At 69.8% G+C, this 17600-nt stretch carries 13 protein-coding genes; 6 read left to right on the top strand and 7 right to left on the bottom strand.

Features of this window, described 5'->3' with window-relative positions; translation table 11 throughout:
- Nucleotides 1-36: 36 nt before the first annotated feature.
- The 7 genes from gyrA to dnaA all read right to left on the bottom strand — a co-directional run bounded on the left by gyrA (nt 37) and on the right by dnaA (nt 12070).
- On the bottom strand, nt 37-2538 hold the full coding sequence (gyrA, locus tag ACFUJ1_RS17205) for a DNA gyrase subunit A (RefSeq protein WP_378646639.1): 2502 nt from the start codon (nt 2536-2538) through the stop codon (nt 37-39).
- Between the two features lie 73 nt (nt 2539-2611).
- Nucleotides 2612-4654: a DNA topoisomerase (ATP-hydrolyzing) subunit B gene (gene gyrB / locus ACFUJ1_RS17200; RefSeq protein WP_378646637.1), complete on the bottom strand. Its 2043-nt coding sequence runs from the start codon at nt 4652-4654 to the stop codon at nt 2612-2614.
- Between the two features lie 299 nt (nt 4655-4953).
- Nucleotides 4954-5850, bottom strand: coding sequence for an alpha/beta fold hydrolase (locus ACFUJ1_RS17195; protein ID WP_378646635.1), 897 nt, complete (start codon nt 5848-5850; stop codon nt 4954-4956).
- A gap of 97 nt (nt 5851-5947) precedes the next feature.
- Nucleotides 5948-6538: a DUF721 family protein gene (locus tag ACFUJ1_RS17190; protein WP_378646633.1), complete on the bottom strand. Its 591-nt coding sequence runs from the start codon at nt 6536-6538 to the stop codon at nt 5948-5950.
- Nucleotides 6539-6827: 289 nt separating this feature from the next.
- Nucleotides 6828-8012, bottom strand: coding sequence for a DNA replication/repair protein RecF (gene recF / locus ACFUJ1_RS17185; RefSeq protein WP_378646631.1), 1185 nt, complete (start codon nt 8010-8012; stop codon nt 6828-6830).
- A gap of 47 nt (nt 8013-8059) precedes the next feature.
- On the bottom strand, nt 8060-9235 hold the full coding sequence (gene dnaN, locus ACFUJ1_RS17180) for a DNA polymerase III subunit beta (protein ID WP_378646628.1): 1176 nt from the start codon (nt 9233-9235) through the stop codon (nt 8060-8062).
- Nucleotides 9236-9994: 759 nt separating this feature from the next.
- Nucleotides 9995-12070, bottom strand: a complete 2076-nt coding sequence (gene dnaA / locus ACFUJ1_RS17175) for a chromosomal replication initiator protein DnaA (RefSeq protein WP_378646626.1) — start codon at nt 12068-12070, stop codon at nt 9995-9997.
- A gap of 576 nt (nt 12071-12646) precedes the next feature.
- Between dnaA and rpmH the strand changes: the two genes are divergently transcribed.
- From rpmH to rsmG, 6 genes are all read left to right on the top strand, one after another.
- Nucleotides 12647-12790, top strand: coding sequence for a 50S ribosomal protein L34 (rpmH, locus tag ACFUJ1_RS17170; protein ID WP_071932098.1), 144 nt, complete (start codon nt 12647-12649; stop codon nt 12788-12790).
- Nucleotides 12791-12815: 25 nt separating this feature from the next.
- Nucleotides 12816-13250, top strand: a complete 435-nt coding sequence (rnpA, locus tag ACFUJ1_RS17165) for a ribonuclease P protein component (protein ID WP_378646623.1) — start codon at nt 12816-12818, stop codon at nt 13248-13250.
- Nucleotides 13247-13531, top strand: coding sequence for a membrane protein insertion efficiency factor YidD (yidD, locus tag ACFUJ1_RS17160; protein ID WP_378646621.1), 285 nt, complete (start codon nt 13247-13249; stop codon nt 13529-13531). The genes rnpA and yidD overlap by 4 nt, the downstream gene beginning before the upstream one ends.
- A 54-nt stretch (nt 13532-13585) precedes the next feature.
- Nucleotides 13586-14677 carry a membrane protein insertase YidC gene (gene yidC, locus ACFUJ1_RS17155; protein ID WP_378646619.1) on the top strand — a complete coding sequence of 364 codons (1092 nt, stop codon included), beginning with the start codon at nt 13586-13588 and terminating at the stop codon, nt 14675-14677.
- 72 nt (nt 14678-14749) lie between these two features.
- Nucleotides 14750-15301, top strand: coding sequence for a protein jag (locus ACFUJ1_RS17150; protein WP_233015358.1), 552 nt, complete (start codon nt 14750-14752; stop codon nt 15299-15301).
- A 100-nt stretch (nt 15302-15401) separates the two neighbouring features.
- Complete coding sequence (gene rsmG / locus ACFUJ1_RS17145; RefSeq protein ID WP_378646616.1) at nt 15402-16124, top strand: 16S rRNA (guanine(527)-N(7))-methyltransferase RsmG; 723 nt, start codon at nt 15402-15404, stop codon at nt 16122-16124.
- Nucleotides 16125-17600: the final 1476 nt, after the last annotated feature.

The raw sequence follows: 17600 nt of genomic DNA, 5'->3' as shown, positions 1-17600 counted from the left end.
ATTCCTTAGATCCGTTCTGTGCCGCCGCTGTGAGGACTACTGCTGGGAGGAACCGGGGTCTTCGACCTGATCGGGCTCGTCGGCATTGCGTGCGATAGCAAGCAACGTATCCCCATCGCCGAGGTTCATCAATCGCACGCCCTTGGTCTGCCTGCCCGCCCTGCGGACCTGCCTGGCCGCGGTCCGGATGACGCCCCCGACGGAGGTGATCGCGTAGAGCTCGTCGTCGTCGTCGACGATGAGTGCCCCGACAAGCGTCCCACGCTTGGCATCGAACTGGATGGTCAGTACCCCCTTACCGCCGCGGCCCTGCGCGGTGTACTCCTCGATGGCGGTGCGCTTGGCGTACCCACCCGAGGTCGCAACCAGAAGGTAGGTGCCTTCGCGCACCACGTTCAGCGAGAGCAGCTCGTCGGAGGCGTTGAACCGCATGCCCTGCACGCCGGAGGTGGCCCGGCCCATCGGGCGCAGCGCCTCGTCGGTGGCGGCGAAGCGGATCGACTGCCCCTGCGCCGAGACCAGCAGCAGGTCCTCCTCGGCGGAGCAGAGCACCGCGCCGACCAGCTCGTCGGTGTCGCGCAGGTTCACCGCGACGATGCCGCCGCTCCGGTTGGAGTCGAAATCGGTCAGCCGCGACTTCTTGACCAGGCCGTTCTTGGTGGCGAGCACCAGGTACGGCGCATCGGCGTAGGTCGTGATCTGGATGATCTGGGCGATCTTCTCGTCCGGCTGGAAGGCGAGCAGGTTCGCCACGTGCTGGCCGCGGGCGGTGCGGTTGGCCTCCGGCAGCTCGTAGGCCTTGGCCCGGTACACCCGGCCCTTGTTGGTGAAGAAGAGCAGCCAGTCGTGCGTCGAGGTCACGAAGAAGTGCTTGACGATGTCGTCCTGCTTGAGCCCGGCGCCCTGCACGCCCTTGCCGCCGCGCTTCTGGCTGCGGTAGAGGTCGGTCCTTGTGCGCTTGGCGTAGCCGGTCTCGGTGATGGTGACCACCACGTCCTCGCGGGCGATCAGATCCTCGTCGGCCACGTCGCCGTCGGCCGAGACGATCTGGGTGCGCCGCTCGTCGCCGTGCCGGTCGACGATCTCCGCGAGCTCGTCGCGGACGATCGCGCGCTGCCGCTCCGGCTTGCCGAGAATGTCCTTGTAGTCGGCGATCTCGATCTCGATCTTGGCCAGGTCGTCGACGATCCGCTGCCGCTCCAGCGCCGAGAGCCTGCGCAGCTGCATGTCCAGGATCGCGGTCGACTGGATCTCGTCGATCTCGAGCAGCTGCATCAGCCCGGTGCGCGCGGTGTCGGTGTTGGCCGAGCGGCGGATCAGCGCGATCACCTCGTCCAGCGCATCCAGCGCCTTGACCAGGCCGCGCAGGATGTGCGCGCGCTCCTCGGCCTTGCGCAGCAGGTACTTGGTGCGCCGGATGATGACCTCGATCTGGTGGTTCACGTAGAACCGGATCATCTGGTCGAGGCGCAGCGTGCGCGGCACGCCCTCGACGATCGAGAGCATGTTGGCGCCGAAGCTGGTCTGCAGCTGGGTGTGCTTGTAGAGGTTGTTCAGCACCACCTTGGCGACGGCGTCGCGCTTGACGGTGACCACGATCCGCATCCCGACCCGGTCCGACGACTCGTCGTGGATATCCGAGATGCCCGCGATCTTGCCGTCCTTGACCTGCTCGGCGATCGCGTTGATGAAGTTGTCGGTGTTGACCTGGTACGGCAGCTCGGTGATGACGATCGTGGTGCGGCCGCGGCTGTCCTCCTCGATCTCGACGACGCCGCGCATCCGGATCGAGCCGCGGCCCGTGGTGTAGGCGTCGTGGATGCCCTGGGTGCCGACGATCAGCCCGGAGGTGGGGAAGTCCGGGCCCTTGATCCGCTCCATGCAGGCGGCGAGGGTGGCTTCCTCGTCGGCGTCGTGGTTCTCCAGCGCCCAGTAGATCGCGGTGGCGAGCTCGGTCAGGTTGTGCGGCGGGATGTTCGTCGCCATGCCGACCGCGATGCCGTTGCTGCCGTTCATCAGCATGTTCGGCACGCGGCTCGGCAGGACCGTCGGTTCCTGGGTCTTGCCGTCGTAGTTCGGCACGAAATCGACCGTCTCGTGGTCGATCTCGCGCAGCATCTCCATGGCGAGCGGCGTCAGGCGGCACTCGGTGTACCGCATGGCGGCGGCGCCGTCGTTGCCGCGCGAGCCGAAGTTGCCCTGGCCGTCGACCAGCGGGTACCGCATGGACCAGGGCTGGGCCATCCGGACCAGGGTGTCGTAGATGGCCGAGTCGCCGTGCGGGTGGTAGTTGCCCATGGTCTCGGAGACCGGGCGGGCGGACTTCACGTAGCTGCGGTCCGGGCGGTGGCCGTTGTCGTACATCGCGTAGAGGATCCGGCGGTGCACCGGCTTGAGGCCGTCGCGCACCGCGGGCAGCGCGCGGCCGACGATCACGCTCATCGCGTAATCGATGTAGCTGTTCTGCATCTCCTGCTGGATGTCGACCGGTTCGATCCGGTCGCCCGCGCCGTTCGGTGGCAGCGTGGTGTCGGTCATGCGGGAAGTCTCCTTGGTGGGCTGACGTGCGCGGACACGGGAGCGCCGCCGCTGGGCGGCGGCGCGTCACCGGTCACACGTCGAGGAAGCGGACGTCCTTGGCGTTGCGGGTGATGAAGCTGCGGCGGGCCTCGACGTCCTCGCCCATCAGCACGCTGAACAGCTCGTCGGCGGCGGCCGCGTCGTCGAGGGTCACCTGGCGCAGCACCCGGACGCTGGGATCCATGGTGGTCTCCCACAGCTCCTTCGGGTTCATCTCACCGAGACCCTTGTAGCGCTGGATGCCGTCGTCCTTGTTGATCTTCTTGCCCGCCGCGAGGCCTGCCTCCATCAGCCCGTCCCGTTCCCGGTCGGAGTACGCGAACTCCGGCTCGCCGCGCTGCCACTTGAGCTTGTACAGCGGCGGCTGGGCCAGGTACACGTGGCCGTGCTCGACCAGCGGCCGCATGAAGCGGAAGAGCAGGGTGAGCAGCAGCGTCGAGATGTGCTGGCCGTCCACGTCGGCGTCGGCCATCAGCACGATCTTGTGGTACCGCAGCTTGGCGATATCGAACTCGTCGTGGATGCCGGTGCCGAACGCGGTGATGATCGACTGCACCTCGTTGTTCTTGAGGACCCGGTCGATCCGCGCCTTCTCGACGTTGATGATCTTGCCGCGGATGGGCAGGATCGCCTGGTACATCGAGTCGCGGCCGGACTTGGCCGAGCCGCCGGCCGAGTCACCCTCCACGATGTAGATCTCGGACTTCTGCGGGTCCTTGGAGCGGCAGTCGGCCAGCTTGCCCGGCAGCCCGCCCAGGTCGGTGGCGGACTTGCGGCGCACCAGCTCGCGCGCCTTCCGCGCCGCCATCCTGGCCTGCGACGACGAGACGGCCTTCTGCACGATGGTCTTGGCGTCCGCCGGATTGGCCTCGAACCAGTGCTGCAGGTGCTCGTTGCAGGTCTTCTGTACGAACGACTTGACCTCGGTGTTGCCGAGCTTGGTCTTGGTCTGCCCCTCGAACTGCGGCTCGCCGACCTTGACGCTCACGATGGCGGCCAGCCCCTCGCGGATGTCGTCGCCGGTGAGGTTGCCGTCCTTCTCCTTGAGCAGCTTCTTGTCCTTGGCGTACCGGTTCACCACCGTGGTCAGCGCCGCGCGGAAGCCCTCCTCGTGGGTGCCGCCCTCGTGCGTGTTGATGGTGTTCGCGAAGGTGTGCACCGACTCCGAGTAGCCGGAGTTCCACTGCATGGCGACCTCGAGCTCGTGCCCGGTGCCCTTGCCGGTGAACCCGACGACGGAGTTGTGGATCGGCTGCTTGGTGCGGTTGATGTGCCGGACGAAGTCCTCCAGCCCACCGGGGTAGTGGTAGGTCCTGGTCTTGACCTTGTGCTCGGTCTGCTCGGCCGCCAGCTCCTCGGCCTGCTTCGGCGCCTCGGCGGTCTCGCCCGCCTCGTCCGCGGTCACCTGCTCAGCGGTCACCCGCTGGTCGGTGAGGGTGATGGTGAGCCCCTTGTTCAGGAACGCCATCTCCTGCAGCCTGCGCGCCACCGTCTCGAAGTTGTAGACGGTGGTCTCGAAGATGTTCGGGTCCGCCCAGAAGCGGATGACGGTGCCGGTGCGGTCGGTCGGCTCGCCCTGGACCAGCTTGCCCGGCTTGGCGTCCTTGTACTCCTGGATCCAGTGGTAGCCGCGGTAGTCGATCTCGGCCTGGAGCCGGGTGGAGAGCGCGTTCACCACCGAGATGCCGACGCCGTGCAGGCCGCCGGAGACGGCGTAGGACTCGCCGTCGAACTTGCCGCCCGCGTGCAGCTGGGTCATGACCACCTCGATGGTGGGGATGCCCTGGGCGTGCATGTCGGTGGGGATACCGCGGCCGTCGTCGACCACCTCGACGCCGCCGTCGGCGAGCAGCGTGACATCGACCCTGGTGGCGTGGCCCGCCATCGCCTCGTCGACCGAGTTGTCGACGACCTCCCAGATGAGGTGGTGCAGACCGCGCTCACCGGTGGAGCCGATGTACATGCCGGGACGCTTGCGGACCGCCTCCAGCCCTTCGAGCACCGTGATGGAGGAGGCACCGTAGTCCTGCTTGCCCGTTGCCGAGCCCGATGCGTTGGAGTCCTTGGCAGCCACTGGTCGGTAGCTCTCCTTACTTGCTGATCCCGGCCTCTCGCCCGGCTCGCACACACGTGGCCCCCGACCGGTGCGGTTGGGGGAGATCACGCCGATCCACGGGTGGCGGTGCCGATCGAGCCGAGCGCCTCGCCGCTGGTTACTCCACCATCCTACTGGTAGGGCCGACATACGTGGTACCTGCGACACCCCTGAGAGCTTCCAGGAGCGGAGAAATCGGTTTTCGGCGGGACCGGTATGCCTTCGGAGGCTCCGCACGGCATCTCCGGGCGATCAGGGGGCAGTGCGAAGCGGCTTTCTCAGCTCGCCCGCGCCGCGCCCGTTCGCGCGACGAAACCGGCGGCGGCCGCGGCCAGCTCGGCCGGGTGCGAGAGCGGTGTCCAGTGCCCGCCGTCCAGCCGGACGGTGTGCAGGTCGCGCACCCAGTTCGGCGCCTCGGCGTGCACCACCGGGCGCACCGCGCGGTCGCCGGAGGCGATCACGAGCTGCACCGGGACCTCGACCGGGCGCGGCCGCGGCGCGCGCAGCCTGCGCCGGATGTTGGCCCGGTACAGCCGCATTCCGTTCACCATGTCCCGCGCGAGGGTCGGGGCCGGGGTCACCAGGGCGGGGTCGATCCCGTCGAAGAACGCCAGGAAGGCGGGCCAGCGGGTGGCGAGCAGCCGGAGCGCCGGATCGGGCAGCCGCGGGATCTGGAAGGCGACGGTGTAGGCGGAGGCCACCGACTGCTGCAGCGCGCCCGCCATCCGGCTCGCGGTGCGCGGGCCGCGCAGGTAGGCGCCGAGGTAGTCCAGGTTGGGGCCGGAGACGCAGGTGAAGGAGGCGATGGCGGACGCGGCGTCCGGCGCGGCCGCGACCTCCCAGCCGAGCACGCCGCCCCAGTCGTGGCCGACCAGATGCACCCGCTCGCCGGGCGCGACGGCCGCGAGCACCGCGCGCACGTCGGCGGCGAGCTCCTCCAGCCGGTAGTCCGCCACGGCGGGCGGGGCCGTGCTGGCTCCCGCGCCGCGGTTGTCGAAGGCGATGACGCGGTGCGTCGCCGCCAGCTCGGCGGCGACCGAGTTCCATAGCGTGTGGGTGTCCGGCCAGCCGTGTACCAGCAGTACGGGCGGGGCGTCAGGGGCGCCGGTCTCGAAGACGGCCAGTTCGACGTCGCCGCGGCGTACGGTCGCGGCGGGTTCGGCGGGGAAGGCCATGGACAATCCTTTCGCGGGCCGCGACTGGTTCCACGTGAAACCGGCGCCGCCCTCGTCGGGATTGAATGTAACACCGAGTATCAGGTAATTGCCACGGTCAGCCGTAGGTGTCCCGCGGGCCCCGGCCCCTGACGTGCCGGTCGCCCTTGCGCCAGCTCGGCGCGGCGGGGCCGGCGATGCGCAGCGAGGTCACCACGCCGGGGCCGACCGCCGCGGAGATCTTGGCCAGGATCTGGCTCTGCAGCATGCGCAGCTGGGTCGCCCACGCGGTGGACTCGGCCTGGATGTGCAGCACGCCCTCGCGCAGCGTGAGCGGCGTCGCGTGCGCCGCGACGTCCTCGCCGACCACCCCGGCCCAGCGGCCGAAGACCACGCCCTCGGCGACCTTGGCCGACCAGCCCCTGCTGCGGACCAGCGAGCCGGTGAGGCTGGAGAACATCTGGGGATCGCGATCGTCCGGGCCCGCGCCGGACCAGCCGCTGCGCCTGCGGCCGCGCCGTGCCGCCCGGCGCGGCGAGGCGCGCCCCTGCCCGACCGACTTCCCCGCGGCCCGCGCGGCGGCCCGCGCCTCCTCGAGCGCACGCCGGGCGAGGTCGATTCCGCGCAGCTCCGGCTGACCGTCCGGGCCGGTCGTCGGTGCTGGTGACGGTGGTGTCCGCGGGCGGCCCGCGTCGTCGGGATCGGTCATCGGGGGCGCTCCCTTCACCGCTGCGCCGGGGAGTTATCCCCAGTTTTGTCGTGTTATCCACAGGGGCCGGGATAACCGGCTCCGCTGGCAGCCGCGCTGCGGCCGATTGTCGCCCCGATCCGTCGAACGCCTGTTCGCGATAGGTTTTTCCACTGCTCGAAAGGCTTGTGGAGAGCCTCGAGCTGCGGTTTCCCGGTCCCCGCCGGGACGGTTGTCCCGAATTTCTCCACAGGCACCCCGGAAGTGTGGGGAGAACGGGGGACGGTGTTCGAGGGCGGCGCGCGCCGTGTCACTCTACGGCAGCGGAGGCGTCCGCGGCGAGCAGGGAGACCCGGCTGTCCGGGTCACCGGTGGTCCGCACCCGCAGGGGCGTGGCATCCAGCTCCGCCGGCACGTCCTCCGGCACCGCGGCGGTGATCAGCACCTGCTCCGCGGCCGCGGCGACGGCCGCCAGCGCGGTCCGGCGGCGCCGGTCCAGCTCGGCGAAGACGTCGTCCAGCAGCAGCACCGGCTCGGCGCCGGAGCCGCGCAGCAACTCGAAGGCCGCGAGCCGCAGCGCCAGCGCGAACGACCAGGACTCCCCGTGGCTGGCGAACCCCTTCGCCTGCCCGCCGCCGAGCAGCAGCTCCAGGTCGTCCCGGTGCGGGCCGACCAGGCAGACCCCGCGCTCCAGCTCCTTCGTCCGCGCCGCGGCGAGCTCGCGCAGCAGCACCGCCGCCAGCTCGTCCGGATCGCTGGCGGCCGGCGGCCGCGCCGGGTCGAGCAGCTCGGGGGGCAGGTAGCCGCTGCGGTAGCCGATCGCGGCGGGCCGCGATTCCGGCGCCAGCGCGCGGTACGCGTCGGCCAGGTGCGGCGCCAGGTCGTGCACCAGCCGCAGCCGGTGCTCGAGCAGCACGGAGGCGTGCGCGGCGAGGTGCCCGTCCCACACATCGAGGGTGCTCAGGTCGGAGCGCGAGCGGACGTTCCGCCCCGCCGTCTTCAGCAGCGCCGAGCGCTGCCGCAGCACCCGGTCGTAGTCCGAGCGCACGGCGGCGAGCCGCGGCAGCCGCGCGGTGGCCAGCTCGTCGAGGAAGCGGCGGCGCTCCCCCGGGTCGCCGCGCACCAGCGCGAGATCCTCCGGTGCGAAGAGCACGGTGTGCAGGACGCCGAGGATCTCCCTCGGCCTGCGCGCGGGCGAGCGGTTGAGCTGCGCGCGGTTCGCCGCGCCGTGGTTCAGCTCCAGGTCGATCCGCAGCTCCCGGCCCGCGTTCACCACCGCGGCCCCGATCCGGGCGCGCTCGGCGCCGGTGCGGATCAGCGGGGCGTCGGCGGAGACCCGGTGCGAGGCGAGTGTGGACAGGTAGCCGAGCGCCTCGAGCACGTTGGTCTTGCCGTTGCCGTTCGCCCCCAGCAGTACCGTGCGGCCTGGGGACAACTCCACATCGAGCTGTTCCCAGGAGCGGAAGTCGCGCAGTGAGAGCGCGCGCACGAACATCCGCTACCCCCGGGGGGAACGGCCGGGCAGTGCTCCGCTCACCCGGATCAGCCCGGCAGCCGGACCGGCATCAGCAGGTAGGTGTACGGGCTCTCGATGGCCGCGAACGCCCCCGACTCGGACGGCTGCGGCTCCTCCTCGGCCGCGGGCAGCAGCACGGCGGGGCGGCTCGGCGTGGTGAAGCCGAAGGTCACCCGCTCGGCGTGCAGCGCGGAGAGGCCGTCCACCAGGTAGCCGGGGTTGAACGCGATGGTCAGCGGCTCGCCGCGGAACTCGGCGACCAACCACTCCTCGGCGCGCCCTGCGTCGTCGCCGCCCGCGGAGAGCTGCAGCCCGTCCGCGGAGAACTCCAGCCGGACCTGGGCGCCGCGCTCGGCGACCAGCGCGACGCGCTTGATCGCCTCGGTGAGCGGCGCGACCCCGAGCGTGGCGATCGAGGTGTGCTCCTTGGGGAGCAACTGGCGGAACTTGGGGAATTCCGCGTCGAGCAGCCGGGTGGTGGTGCGGCGGCCGCCGTTCACGATGCCGAGCAGCCCGTCCGCGCCCGCGCCGGAGCCGAGCGAGAGCTGCACCGGGGCATCGGCGGCGCCGAGCGTCTTGGCGGCCTCGGAGAGCGTGCGCGCGGGGATCAGCACCGCGGTCTGCACGTCCGGGCGGGCCGGCTGCCACTCCAGGTGCCGCACAGCGAGCCGGAATCGGTCGGTGGCGGCCAGGACCACCTTCTCGCCCTCGATCTCCACCCTGATGCCGGTGAGCATCGGCAAGGTGTCGTCCCGGCCCGCGGCGACGGCGACCTGGCCGACGGCGGCGGCGAACACGTCGACGCCGACCGAGCCGGTCTGCTGCGGCACCTCGGGGAGCTGGGGATAATCCTCCACCGGCATGGTCGGCAGCGAGAACTTGGCGCTGCCGCAGGCGATCAGCACCCGGGTGCCGTCCAGCGAGACGTCGACCGGCTTGTTCGACAGCGACTTGGTGATGTCCGCGAGCAGCCGCCCCGAGACGAGCACCCGGCCCGGCCCGGCGACCTCGGCGGCCACCCGCATCTGCGCGGAGACCTCGTAGTCGAAGCCGGAGACGGTCAGCCCGTCCTCGTCGGCGACGAGCAGCACACCGCCGAGCACCGGCACCGGCGGCCGGGACGGCAGGCTGCGCGCCACCCAGGCCACGGAGTCGGCGAAGTCCTCGCGGGCGACCCGAAACTTCATGCCGGAGAGCTCCATCGCCCGACCTGTCCTTCCCGTTGGCGTCCAGTTCCCGTGATCTGCGTGCCTGCGAACCCGCGGCTGCGCGCTCGGCGGGGCGAATCGATCGCTGCCCACGCAGTCTGGCACACGCGACCGACATCAAACCGTACTCGCGCGGTCGAGCGCATATCGGCCTAACCCCGGCTCCGCCTCCCTGCTCCCGTCGCGCTCCGGCCGCGAGCCCGTCGCACCGTTTTCCACACAGCCTGTTTTAAGAGAGATCTCTCCAAGAAGGGAAAAGAAGTAGTAGTAGGTCCTGTGGAATCTGTGGATTCGCGGCCTTTGCGCAGGTGGCACGGCGTGGTGCCCTGGGGATGGACGGTGAGTGTCTCGAGGATGAACGGGGGTCGGCTGTGGACAGCCGAAAGCTGTCCACAATCCATCCTCGAGTCATCCACCGGTTGTTCCACCATGAAACCCCAGTTGTGCACACCTGTGCAGGAATCCGTGGACAACCTGTGGATTCCTCGAGGAGTCCACAGGGATTCCTCGAGGAATCCACAGGCCCCTGACCGGTATCTGCCCAGCTCAGCGCCTGGGGGTGAAATCACCTGTGGAAACTGTGGATTCCCCACCTGTGCACAGTGCTCCCGAGGGGCGGTGCCGAGCCTGTGGATCAATCGGTGGACAACTCGGTGTTTCCTCGAGGACAACCTGTGGATTCCTCGAGGAATCCACAGGGACAAAAAATGCACTGCCCCTGGTCAGGGGCAGTGCACAGGTGTTAGTAGACGATCAGCGCGAACGCTGCTTGATCCGGGCCGTGAGTTCTTGCACCTGGTCGTACACCCGGCGCCGCTCGGTCATCTCCTTGCGCACCTTCTTCTCCGCGTACATCACCGTGGTGTGGTCGCGGCCGAAGGCCTGGCCGATCTTCGGCAGCGAGAGGTCGGTGAGCTCCCGGCAGAGGTACATGGCGATCTGCCTGGCCTGCGCGAGCGGCCGCGCCTTGCCCGGCCCGGTGAGCTCCTCCAGATTGGTGTTGAAGTACTCCGCGGTGACCGCCATGATCGTCGCCGCGTTGATCTCCAGCGCGGCGGTGTCCGGCATGAGGTCGCGCATCACCACCTCGGCCAGTGAGATGTCCAGCGGCTGGCCGTTCAGCGAGGCGAAGGCGGTGACCCGGATCAGCGCGCCCTCCAGCTCCCTGATGTTGCGCTCGACCCGGCTCGCGATCAGCTCCAGCACGTCGTGCGGGACGTCGAGGCGGTCCATCCGCGCCTTCTTGCGCAGGATGGCGATCCGGGTCTCCAGCTCCGGCGGCTGCACATCGGTGATCAGCCCCCACTCGAAGCGGGTGCGCAGCCGCTCCTCCAGGGTGGCCAGCTGCTTGGGCGGCCGGTCCGAGGAGACCACGATCTGCTTGTTCGCGTTGTGCAGCGTGTTGAAGGTGTGGAAGAACTCCTCCTGGATGCCTTCCTTGCCCTCGATGAACTGGATGTCGTCGACCAGCAGGATGTCGGTCTCGCGGTAGCGCCGCTTGAAGGCGACCTTGCGGTCGTCGCGCAGGCTGTTGATGAAGTCGTTGGTGAATTCCTCGGTGGAGACGTACTTCACCCGCATGCCGGGGAAGAGCCGCTGCGCGTAGTGCCCGGCCGCGTGCAGCAGGTGCGTCTTGCCGAGGCCGGAGGCGCCCCAGACGAAGAGCGGGTTGTAGGCGCGGGCGGGTGCCTCGGCGATCGCCACCGCGGCCGCGTGCGCGAAGCGGTTGGAGGCGCCGATGACGAAGGTCTCGAAGGTGTACTTGGCGTTCAGGCTGGCCGAGGAGGGCGGCGTCGAGCTCTCCTGGCTCTTGGCGAAATACGTCGGCCAGGCGTTGCGCACCGGGACCACCGGCTCGTCGTCCGGCGCCGCGGCCGGCTCCGGCTGCGGGGCGGCCTGGCCGTCCGGTTCGTCGTCGCGGCTCCAGCCGCGGCCGGGGAGGTCGGCGCCGAAGAGCGTCTCCTGGCCCGCCCGCGGAGCCTCCCTGCGCTCCGGCTCGCGGAAACTCCGGTCGCCATCGGCGCCGTCGAAGCCGCGCTGCTCGCGTCGCTCGCCCTCGGGGTACGGCCGCGGCCGCTCGCCGTCGTAGCCGCGGTGTTCGTCGCCGTCGGCGAAGCGGGGCGGATCGGCGTAGCGGGGCTCGGCGTAGCGCGGGGCCTCCTCGTACCCGGTGTCGTCGGCGCCGGGGAACGGTCTGCGCTCGGCGCCCTCGTCCTCCGGCTGCCTGCCGAAGCCGTGGTCTCCGTAGCCCGGATAGCGGGCGGCGGGTGCGCCCTCCGGCTCGCCGGAGTAGCCGTAGCCCGCGGGCCCGGTGCGGTATGCGGTGTCGGCGCCGTACTCGTTCGCCTCCGGGTAGCCGGGCTCGGCGAAGCGGGCGCCGCCCTGGTAGCCGGGCTCACCGCGGTACTCCTCGCGCGGCGCGGGCTCGGCGGGCTCGGCGGCTTCGTACCTGCCGTAGCCGGTGCGCGCGTGCTCACCCTCGGGGCGCGAGGTCATCCTGGCGTGCCGCGCTCCGGTGCCCGAGCGCTCCGGCGTGCCTGGCACGGGTGCCGCGATGCGCACCCCGAGCCCTTCGACCTGCGGCCCGAGCCTGCGTCCGAGCGACCGCAGGATGGGCTCGCGCAGGTCGCGCTCGATCGCCTCCTGGGCGAGCGAGGACGGCACCGACAGCAGCGCGAACCCCTGCGCGACCGTCAGCGGCTTGACGAGCTTGAGCCAGGCCTGCTGTGCTCGGGAGACCGCCGCGATCGCACCGTCCGGCGAACCGGCGGTGAGTTCGGCGACCACCTCGGGCCAGACGGTGGCGAGCACATTCTGCTCGTCGTCCATACAATTGCCTCCCCGGAATGGGTCGAGTGGAGCGGACGCGATGACCAGGCGCGTACCCGTGATCTCGCATACATCCGAAGCCGGCTCGTAGCTGCCCGAATCCCCCGTCCGGGCCGCGGCGTGGCGCCGTCGGCTCTACGAATATGCCACTCGGCCGGTCTTTGTACACAATCTATCCACAGATGTGGAGAACCCTGGGGATGAACGCAAAAGCCCCGGTGAGCGGCGCTGCGGGGCCTGGACCTGCGCTTCTTTGGCTACCAATGAGCAACTGCGGTCCGGCGGGCGGGGCACGCGCGTCAGGGGATGTGGACGAACTCACGATAGCCGGTGCTCGGGACCCGCGGAAGGGAGGGGGTGCGCGGAACCCCGGGGGCGAGTTTGACCTGCTCGAACGGGCTCAGTACCCTCATACAGTCATCCCCTGGTGTGATGGGTGGTCCTGTGCTGACCGGAATCGGTCGTGATCGACCGACTGTGCGCCGGGACTGATCCGCGCCGACGAGGCCGGACAGATGTATCACCGACAAGCTTCGGGCGCCGCGGGGTGCCCACCGACTCGAGGAGTGTTCAACCGTGGCCAAGGGCAAGCGGACGTTCCAGCCGAACAACCGTCGTCGGGCGCGGGTGCACGGCTTCCGCCTCCGGATGCGCACCCGTGCGGGTCGCGCCATCGTCTCGGCGCGGCGCCGCAAGGGCCGCTCCGAACTGACTGCCTGATCCCCGATCGCTCTCGGACGCTCGGGTGTTGCCTGAGCCGTATCGGTTGCATCATCGTGCCGATTTCTCCCGGGCGGTGCGCCGCGGCCAGCGAATCGGGAGACGAGATCTGGTCGTGCACGCGTTCACGCACGGGTACGACCAGGGCTCCGGCACGTCCGCAGCCACCGGGAGCGAACCAGCGCAGTCTCTACCGGCCGAGCCCGCGGTCCGCATCGGCGGGCCCCGCTTCGGCCTGATCGTCAGCAAGGCGGTGGGCAACTCGGTGATCCGTCACCGCGTCGCCCGCCGCCTGCGTCATATCTGCGCCCAGGTGCAACCCGAGCTGCCCGCGGAGATCGACATCGTGATCCGGGCACTCCCCAGCTCCGCCGCGGCGGGCTCGGACGACCTGCTCCGGCAGCTCCGGGCGGCGCTGCGCAGGCTCGGGGCGACCGAGCGGGCGGGCAGTCCGTCGTGAAGCGCATCGCCCGGTTGCCCGCGAACGCGCTGATCTTCCTGATCGAGCTGTATCGGACCTACGTGTCCCCCACCCGCATGCCGATCTGCCGATTCACCCCCACCTGCAGCGAGTACGCGGTCACCGCGCTGCGGTCGAGGGGGCTGGTGATCGGGCTGTTGCTGACGGTCGTGCGTCTGGTCAAATGTGCGCCCTGGCACCCTGGTGGGTGGGACCCGGTTCCGGAACGGAAGCGAGGCGCGCGCCGCACCGCGGACGCGGCGGGGCCGAAGGCTTGGTAAAGGATCGCCGCCAGCGGTGATCGGCGAGACGTAACGACGGGAGTACACAGAACCGTGCTCGATTTCATCTACTATCCGGTGTCCTGGATTCTGTGGTTCTGGCACCGAGTATTCGGGTTCGTGTTCGGCGCGGACAACGGTGCCAGCTGGGCGCTGGCGGTGGTGTTCCTCGTCTTCACGCTGCGGCTGGTGCTGTACAAGCCCTTCGTGCGCCAGGTGCGGACCACCAAGCAGATGCAGGAGCTGCAGCCCCAGATCAAGGAGCTGCAGAAGAAGTACAAGAACGACCGCCAGAAGATGGCGACCGAGATGCAGAAGCTGCAGAAGGAGAACGGCTTCAACCCGCTCATGGGTTGCCTGCCGATCCTGGCCCAGGTGCCGGTCTTCCTCGGGCTGTTCCATGTGCTCCGCTCCTTCAACCGCACCGGCCACGGCATCGGCCAGCTCGGCATGAACGCCTACGACAACGCGCACACCCCGAACTACGTCTTCAGCGCGGTCGACGTCCAGTCCTTCCTGAGCGCCCGGATCTTCGGTGCGCCGATCTCCGCGTTCATCACCGCGCCGGTCTCCGAACTGCAGGCCTTCGCCGACTGGGGCGGGGTGCCGAGCAAGCTGAGCATCGCCATCGTCGCTATCCCGCTCATGGTGATCGCCAGCATCGCGACCCACTTCAACGCGCGCGCCTCGGTCGCCAGGCAGACGCCGGAGGCCGCGGCCAACCCGCAGGCCGCGATCATGAACAAGCTCGCGCTCTGGGTCTTCCCGCTCGGCGTGCTCGTCGGCGGCCCGTTCCTGCCGATCGCCATCCTGCTCTACTGGGTCTCCAACAACATCTGGACCTACGGGCAGCAGCACCTCGTCTTCGGCCGCATGGAGCAGGAAGAGGAGGCCAAGAAGCAGGCGAAGCTGGACCTGCGCTCGCAGAACGCCCCGAAGCCCGGCGCCAAGCCGGTGGACACCAGGAAGAAGCCGCAGCAGCCGGCGGACGAGCCGGAGGCGACGGAGGAGGCCGCGAGCACCAACGGCTCCGCGCCCGCCGCCAAGCCCGCCGCGAAGGCATCCGGGAAGAACGGCCAGAAGCGTCCCGGCGGGCAGAAGCGCCCGGCCAACCGCGGCCGTGCCAATCAGAAGCGCAGGCGCTGACCGCTGTCCGTCGTCGCGGGTAACGGGGCGAGGCGAACCGTTTCCCGCGGAGAACAGATGAAGGAAAATCACATGACTGCTGAGATCGACGGAGGGGAAGCCACCGTGGCGACGACGACTGTGAACGCCGATCCGGAGACCGATGAGGTCGAGACCGACGCCGAAGAGGAGCTCATCGAAGAGGGCGAGATCGCCGGCGATTACCTCGAGCAGTTGCTCGACGTACTCGATTTCGACGGTGACATCGATCTCGATGTCGAGGGCGACCGCGCCGTGGTGAGCATCGACGGCGGCACGGATCTCACCAAGCTCGTCGGCCGCAACGGCGAGGTGCTCGACGCGCTGCAGGAGCTGACCCGGCTCGCGGTCCAGCAGGCGACCGGCGAGCGCAGCAGGCTCATGCTCGACGTCGCCGGTTGGCGGGCCAAGCGCCGCACCGAGCTGAGTGCGCTCGGCGAGGCCGCGGCGCAGCGGGTGCTCGCCAGCGGCGCCCCCGAGCCGCTCGTGCCGATGACCCCGTTCGAGCGCAAGATCGTGCACGACGCGGTCGCGTCGGTGGACGGCGTCGCCAGCGAGAGCGAGGGCGTCGAGCCGAACCGGCACGTGGTGGTCGTCCCTGCGTGACGCACCCCGCCGCGGCGGATGATTGGATAGGGCCTCTGGTCTCCGGACCGGAGGCCCTTGCCGTCTCCGGGCCCGGTGCGCCCCTCCTGTGTTCGGAAGGATGTTTCACGTGGAACCTGATCCCGGCGCCGTCGAGCCGAGTCTCGTCGAGCCGCCGCCGGCCGCCGCGCTGATCTTCGGCGACCGTCTGCCGCTCGCGGTGCGGTACCACGCCGCACTCGCCTCGTTCGGTGTCGAGCGCGGGCTCATCGGCCCACGCGAGGTGCCCCGGCTGTGGGATCGGCACATTCTCAACTGCGCCGTCCTCGGTGAGTTGATCGAGGCGGGGGCGACGGTCGTCGACGTCGGCAGTGGTGCCGGGCTGCCCGGGATCCCGCTCGCCATCGCCCGGCCGGACCTCCGCATCTCGCTCGTCGAGCCCTTGCTTCGCCGGACCGCCTTCCTCAGCGAGTTCCTGGAGGAGGCGGAGTTGCCGGTGACCGTCGTCCGGGGGCGTGCCGAACAGGACGGGGTGTTGAAGGAGGTCGGTGGAGCCGATGTCGTGACATCCCGCGCCGTCGCTCCGCTCGGCAAGCTCGCCCAGTGGTCGATGCCGCTGCTCCGGGATCACGGGCGGATGCTCGCGCTCAAGGGGAGCAGTGCGCGGGAAGAGGTCGAGCGGGATGCGCACGATCTGGCTCGGGCCGGTGCCGGGGGTGTGGCGGTGCTCGAGTGCGGGGGCGAAGTGCTGGAGGTGCCGACGCTGGTGGTGTCCGCGGAGTCGCTCCCCCGCGCCGAGCGGGCTGCGTTGCGGCGTGCGGTGAAGGGGCGGAAGGGTCGGTAGGTCGGAGTCGCGTTCCACGTGGAACATGGGGGGCCTTGGCCGCACTTCCCGTGTTCGATGCCGGTAGGCCGTATACGCGGGAGTGCCCGCCGCACGCGGCCGGAGGCGGAGACGGGCACTCGGCGTCGGAGATCGACGGTCGGGTGGCGCGAAGGTGGCACGCGGCGCTTGGTTGGCGGCGATCAGCTGAGCAGCGGCAGTTCTCCCGCATCGACACGAGATGCTCGTGGAAGGTGCGTGGGCGATTGTCGACGGCGTGCCGCGGTGCGAGCCGGGTTCGAGCGGCGGCCGGTCGGCTCGGGCGATGCTCGCCCTGAGCTATTCCAGGGTTTCGAGGTCATCTGCTTCAGGAGCAGTGCGGGACTGGGTCGCGCTCCGCGTACTCCCCTCTTCGCGTGCTGACGCGCTGAGCTGAACGCTCGCGCGACCATAGATGGCGCTGGGCGCGACGCAGACCCCGTCTCTGTCGAGACCACCGCGTGCGCCTGGATGCGGTCCCGGAGACGCGCAACGAAGTTCGGCCGCCACGCGGCCAGGACATCCGACTGTTGCGGCCCGGAGGACAACCCGCCCTCATGGCTGGGCAGTCGCGCCCAGTCTCGCCTTGTCCGTCGACGCTGACGGGCGCGTGGCAGGGCGATCGCAGCGTCCGCGATGGCGCGAGTGTTTCCCGTGAAACACAGCGGGGACCGCATCACCGGTAGGTCCCTCGGGCAGAGCGGTCGCATTCGAACGGAGTACGGATGTTTCACGTGAATCAGCTCGACCTCGCCGAGACGGAAGGTGCTGGAGTTCGCACTTGCTGTTGACCGCCGACCGCCGACCGTCGAAGCGTGCGCTGCCACTCGCAGTGTTGTGCTGCTTCCAAACGGACCCGCCCGCTGGATCCCCAGCGATGGGCGAGCCCGGCCCTGGTCCAGACGCGCGCGCTTTGGTATGTGCGGAGCGCGGCGCGGCTCGGGTTCCATCCAGTCGTGCCGTCGAACGCGGTTGCGGCACGCTGGCGGAGGAGACGGTTCGGCGGACTCCCGAGCGCGGCTGTGCCGAGTAAGCCGAGGAGCTGCCACCTCCCCGGGGAACTGCCCGCTCGCGGCTCGGAAGCACGCGCAAGGGTCGGCATCGCCTTCCGGCTCATGCGGTCAGCGAAGCGCCGAAGTGTCACCGCGCACTGTTTCACGGGAAACACGACCCGACCCCGCTCCCCCGCAAACCACTCCGAACAGACCGCAACTGCGAAAAACGCCCGATGTTTCACGGGAAACCACGCACATTCCGCGTGTCGTCCGCGCCCCGCCGCGATTCAGCTTTCGTTCCGCCCGCACTGCTGGCAAAGTAGTCACCGTCGGCGTGAGCGTAGTTGCCACGAAGAGATGTGGGTGTCACAGCGGCAGCAGAATGCTCCGCTCGACCATCGGGTCTCGCGAATCCGATCAACGCATTTCGATCCCCCGACACGGCTGTGAACGATCCGACTCC

Source organism: Nocardia sp. NPDC057227 (genome assembly GCF_042669725.1).
GTDB classification, from domain to species: Bacteria; Actinomycetota; Actinomycetes; order Mycobacteriales; family Mycobacteriaceae; genus Nocardia; species Nocardia asteroides_A.
This window is presented reverse-complemented; position numbering and strand designations above follow the sequence as displayed.

Excerpts from the sequence above, each read along its gene's own strand:
- gyrA (WP_378646639.1), bottom strand. The coding sequence starts at position 2,538 with ATGACCGACACCACGCTGCCACCGAACGGCGCGGGCGACCGGATCGAA.
- ACFUJ1_RS17195 (WP_378646635.1), bottom strand. The coding sequence starts at position 5,850 with ATGGCCTTCCCCGCCGAACCCGCCGCGACCGTACGCCGCGGCGACGTC.
- ACFUJ1_RS17190 (WP_378646633.1), bottom strand. The coding sequence starts at position 6,538 with ATGACCGATCCCGACGACGCGGGCCGCCCGCGGACACCACCGTCACCA.
- recF (WP_378646631.1), bottom strand. The coding sequence starts at position 8,012 with ATGTTCGTGCGCGCGCTCTCACTGCGCGACTTCCGCTCCTGGGAACAG.
- dnaN (WP_378646628.1), bottom strand. The coding sequence starts at position 9,235 with ATGGAGCTCTCCGGCATGAAGTTTCGGGTCGCCCGCGAGGACTTCGCC.
- dnaA (WP_378646626.1), bottom strand. The coding sequence starts at position 12,070 with ATGGACGACGAGCAGAATGTGCTCGCCACCGTCTGGCCCGAGGTGGTC.
- ACFUJ1_RS17150 (WP_233015358.1), top strand. The coding sequence starts at position 14,750 with ATGACTGCTGAGATCGACGGAGGGGAAGCCACCGTGGCGACGACGACT.
- rsmG (WP_378646616.1), top strand. The coding sequence starts at position 15,402 with ATGTTTCACGTGGAACCTGATCCCGGCGCCGTCGAGCCGAGTCTCGTC.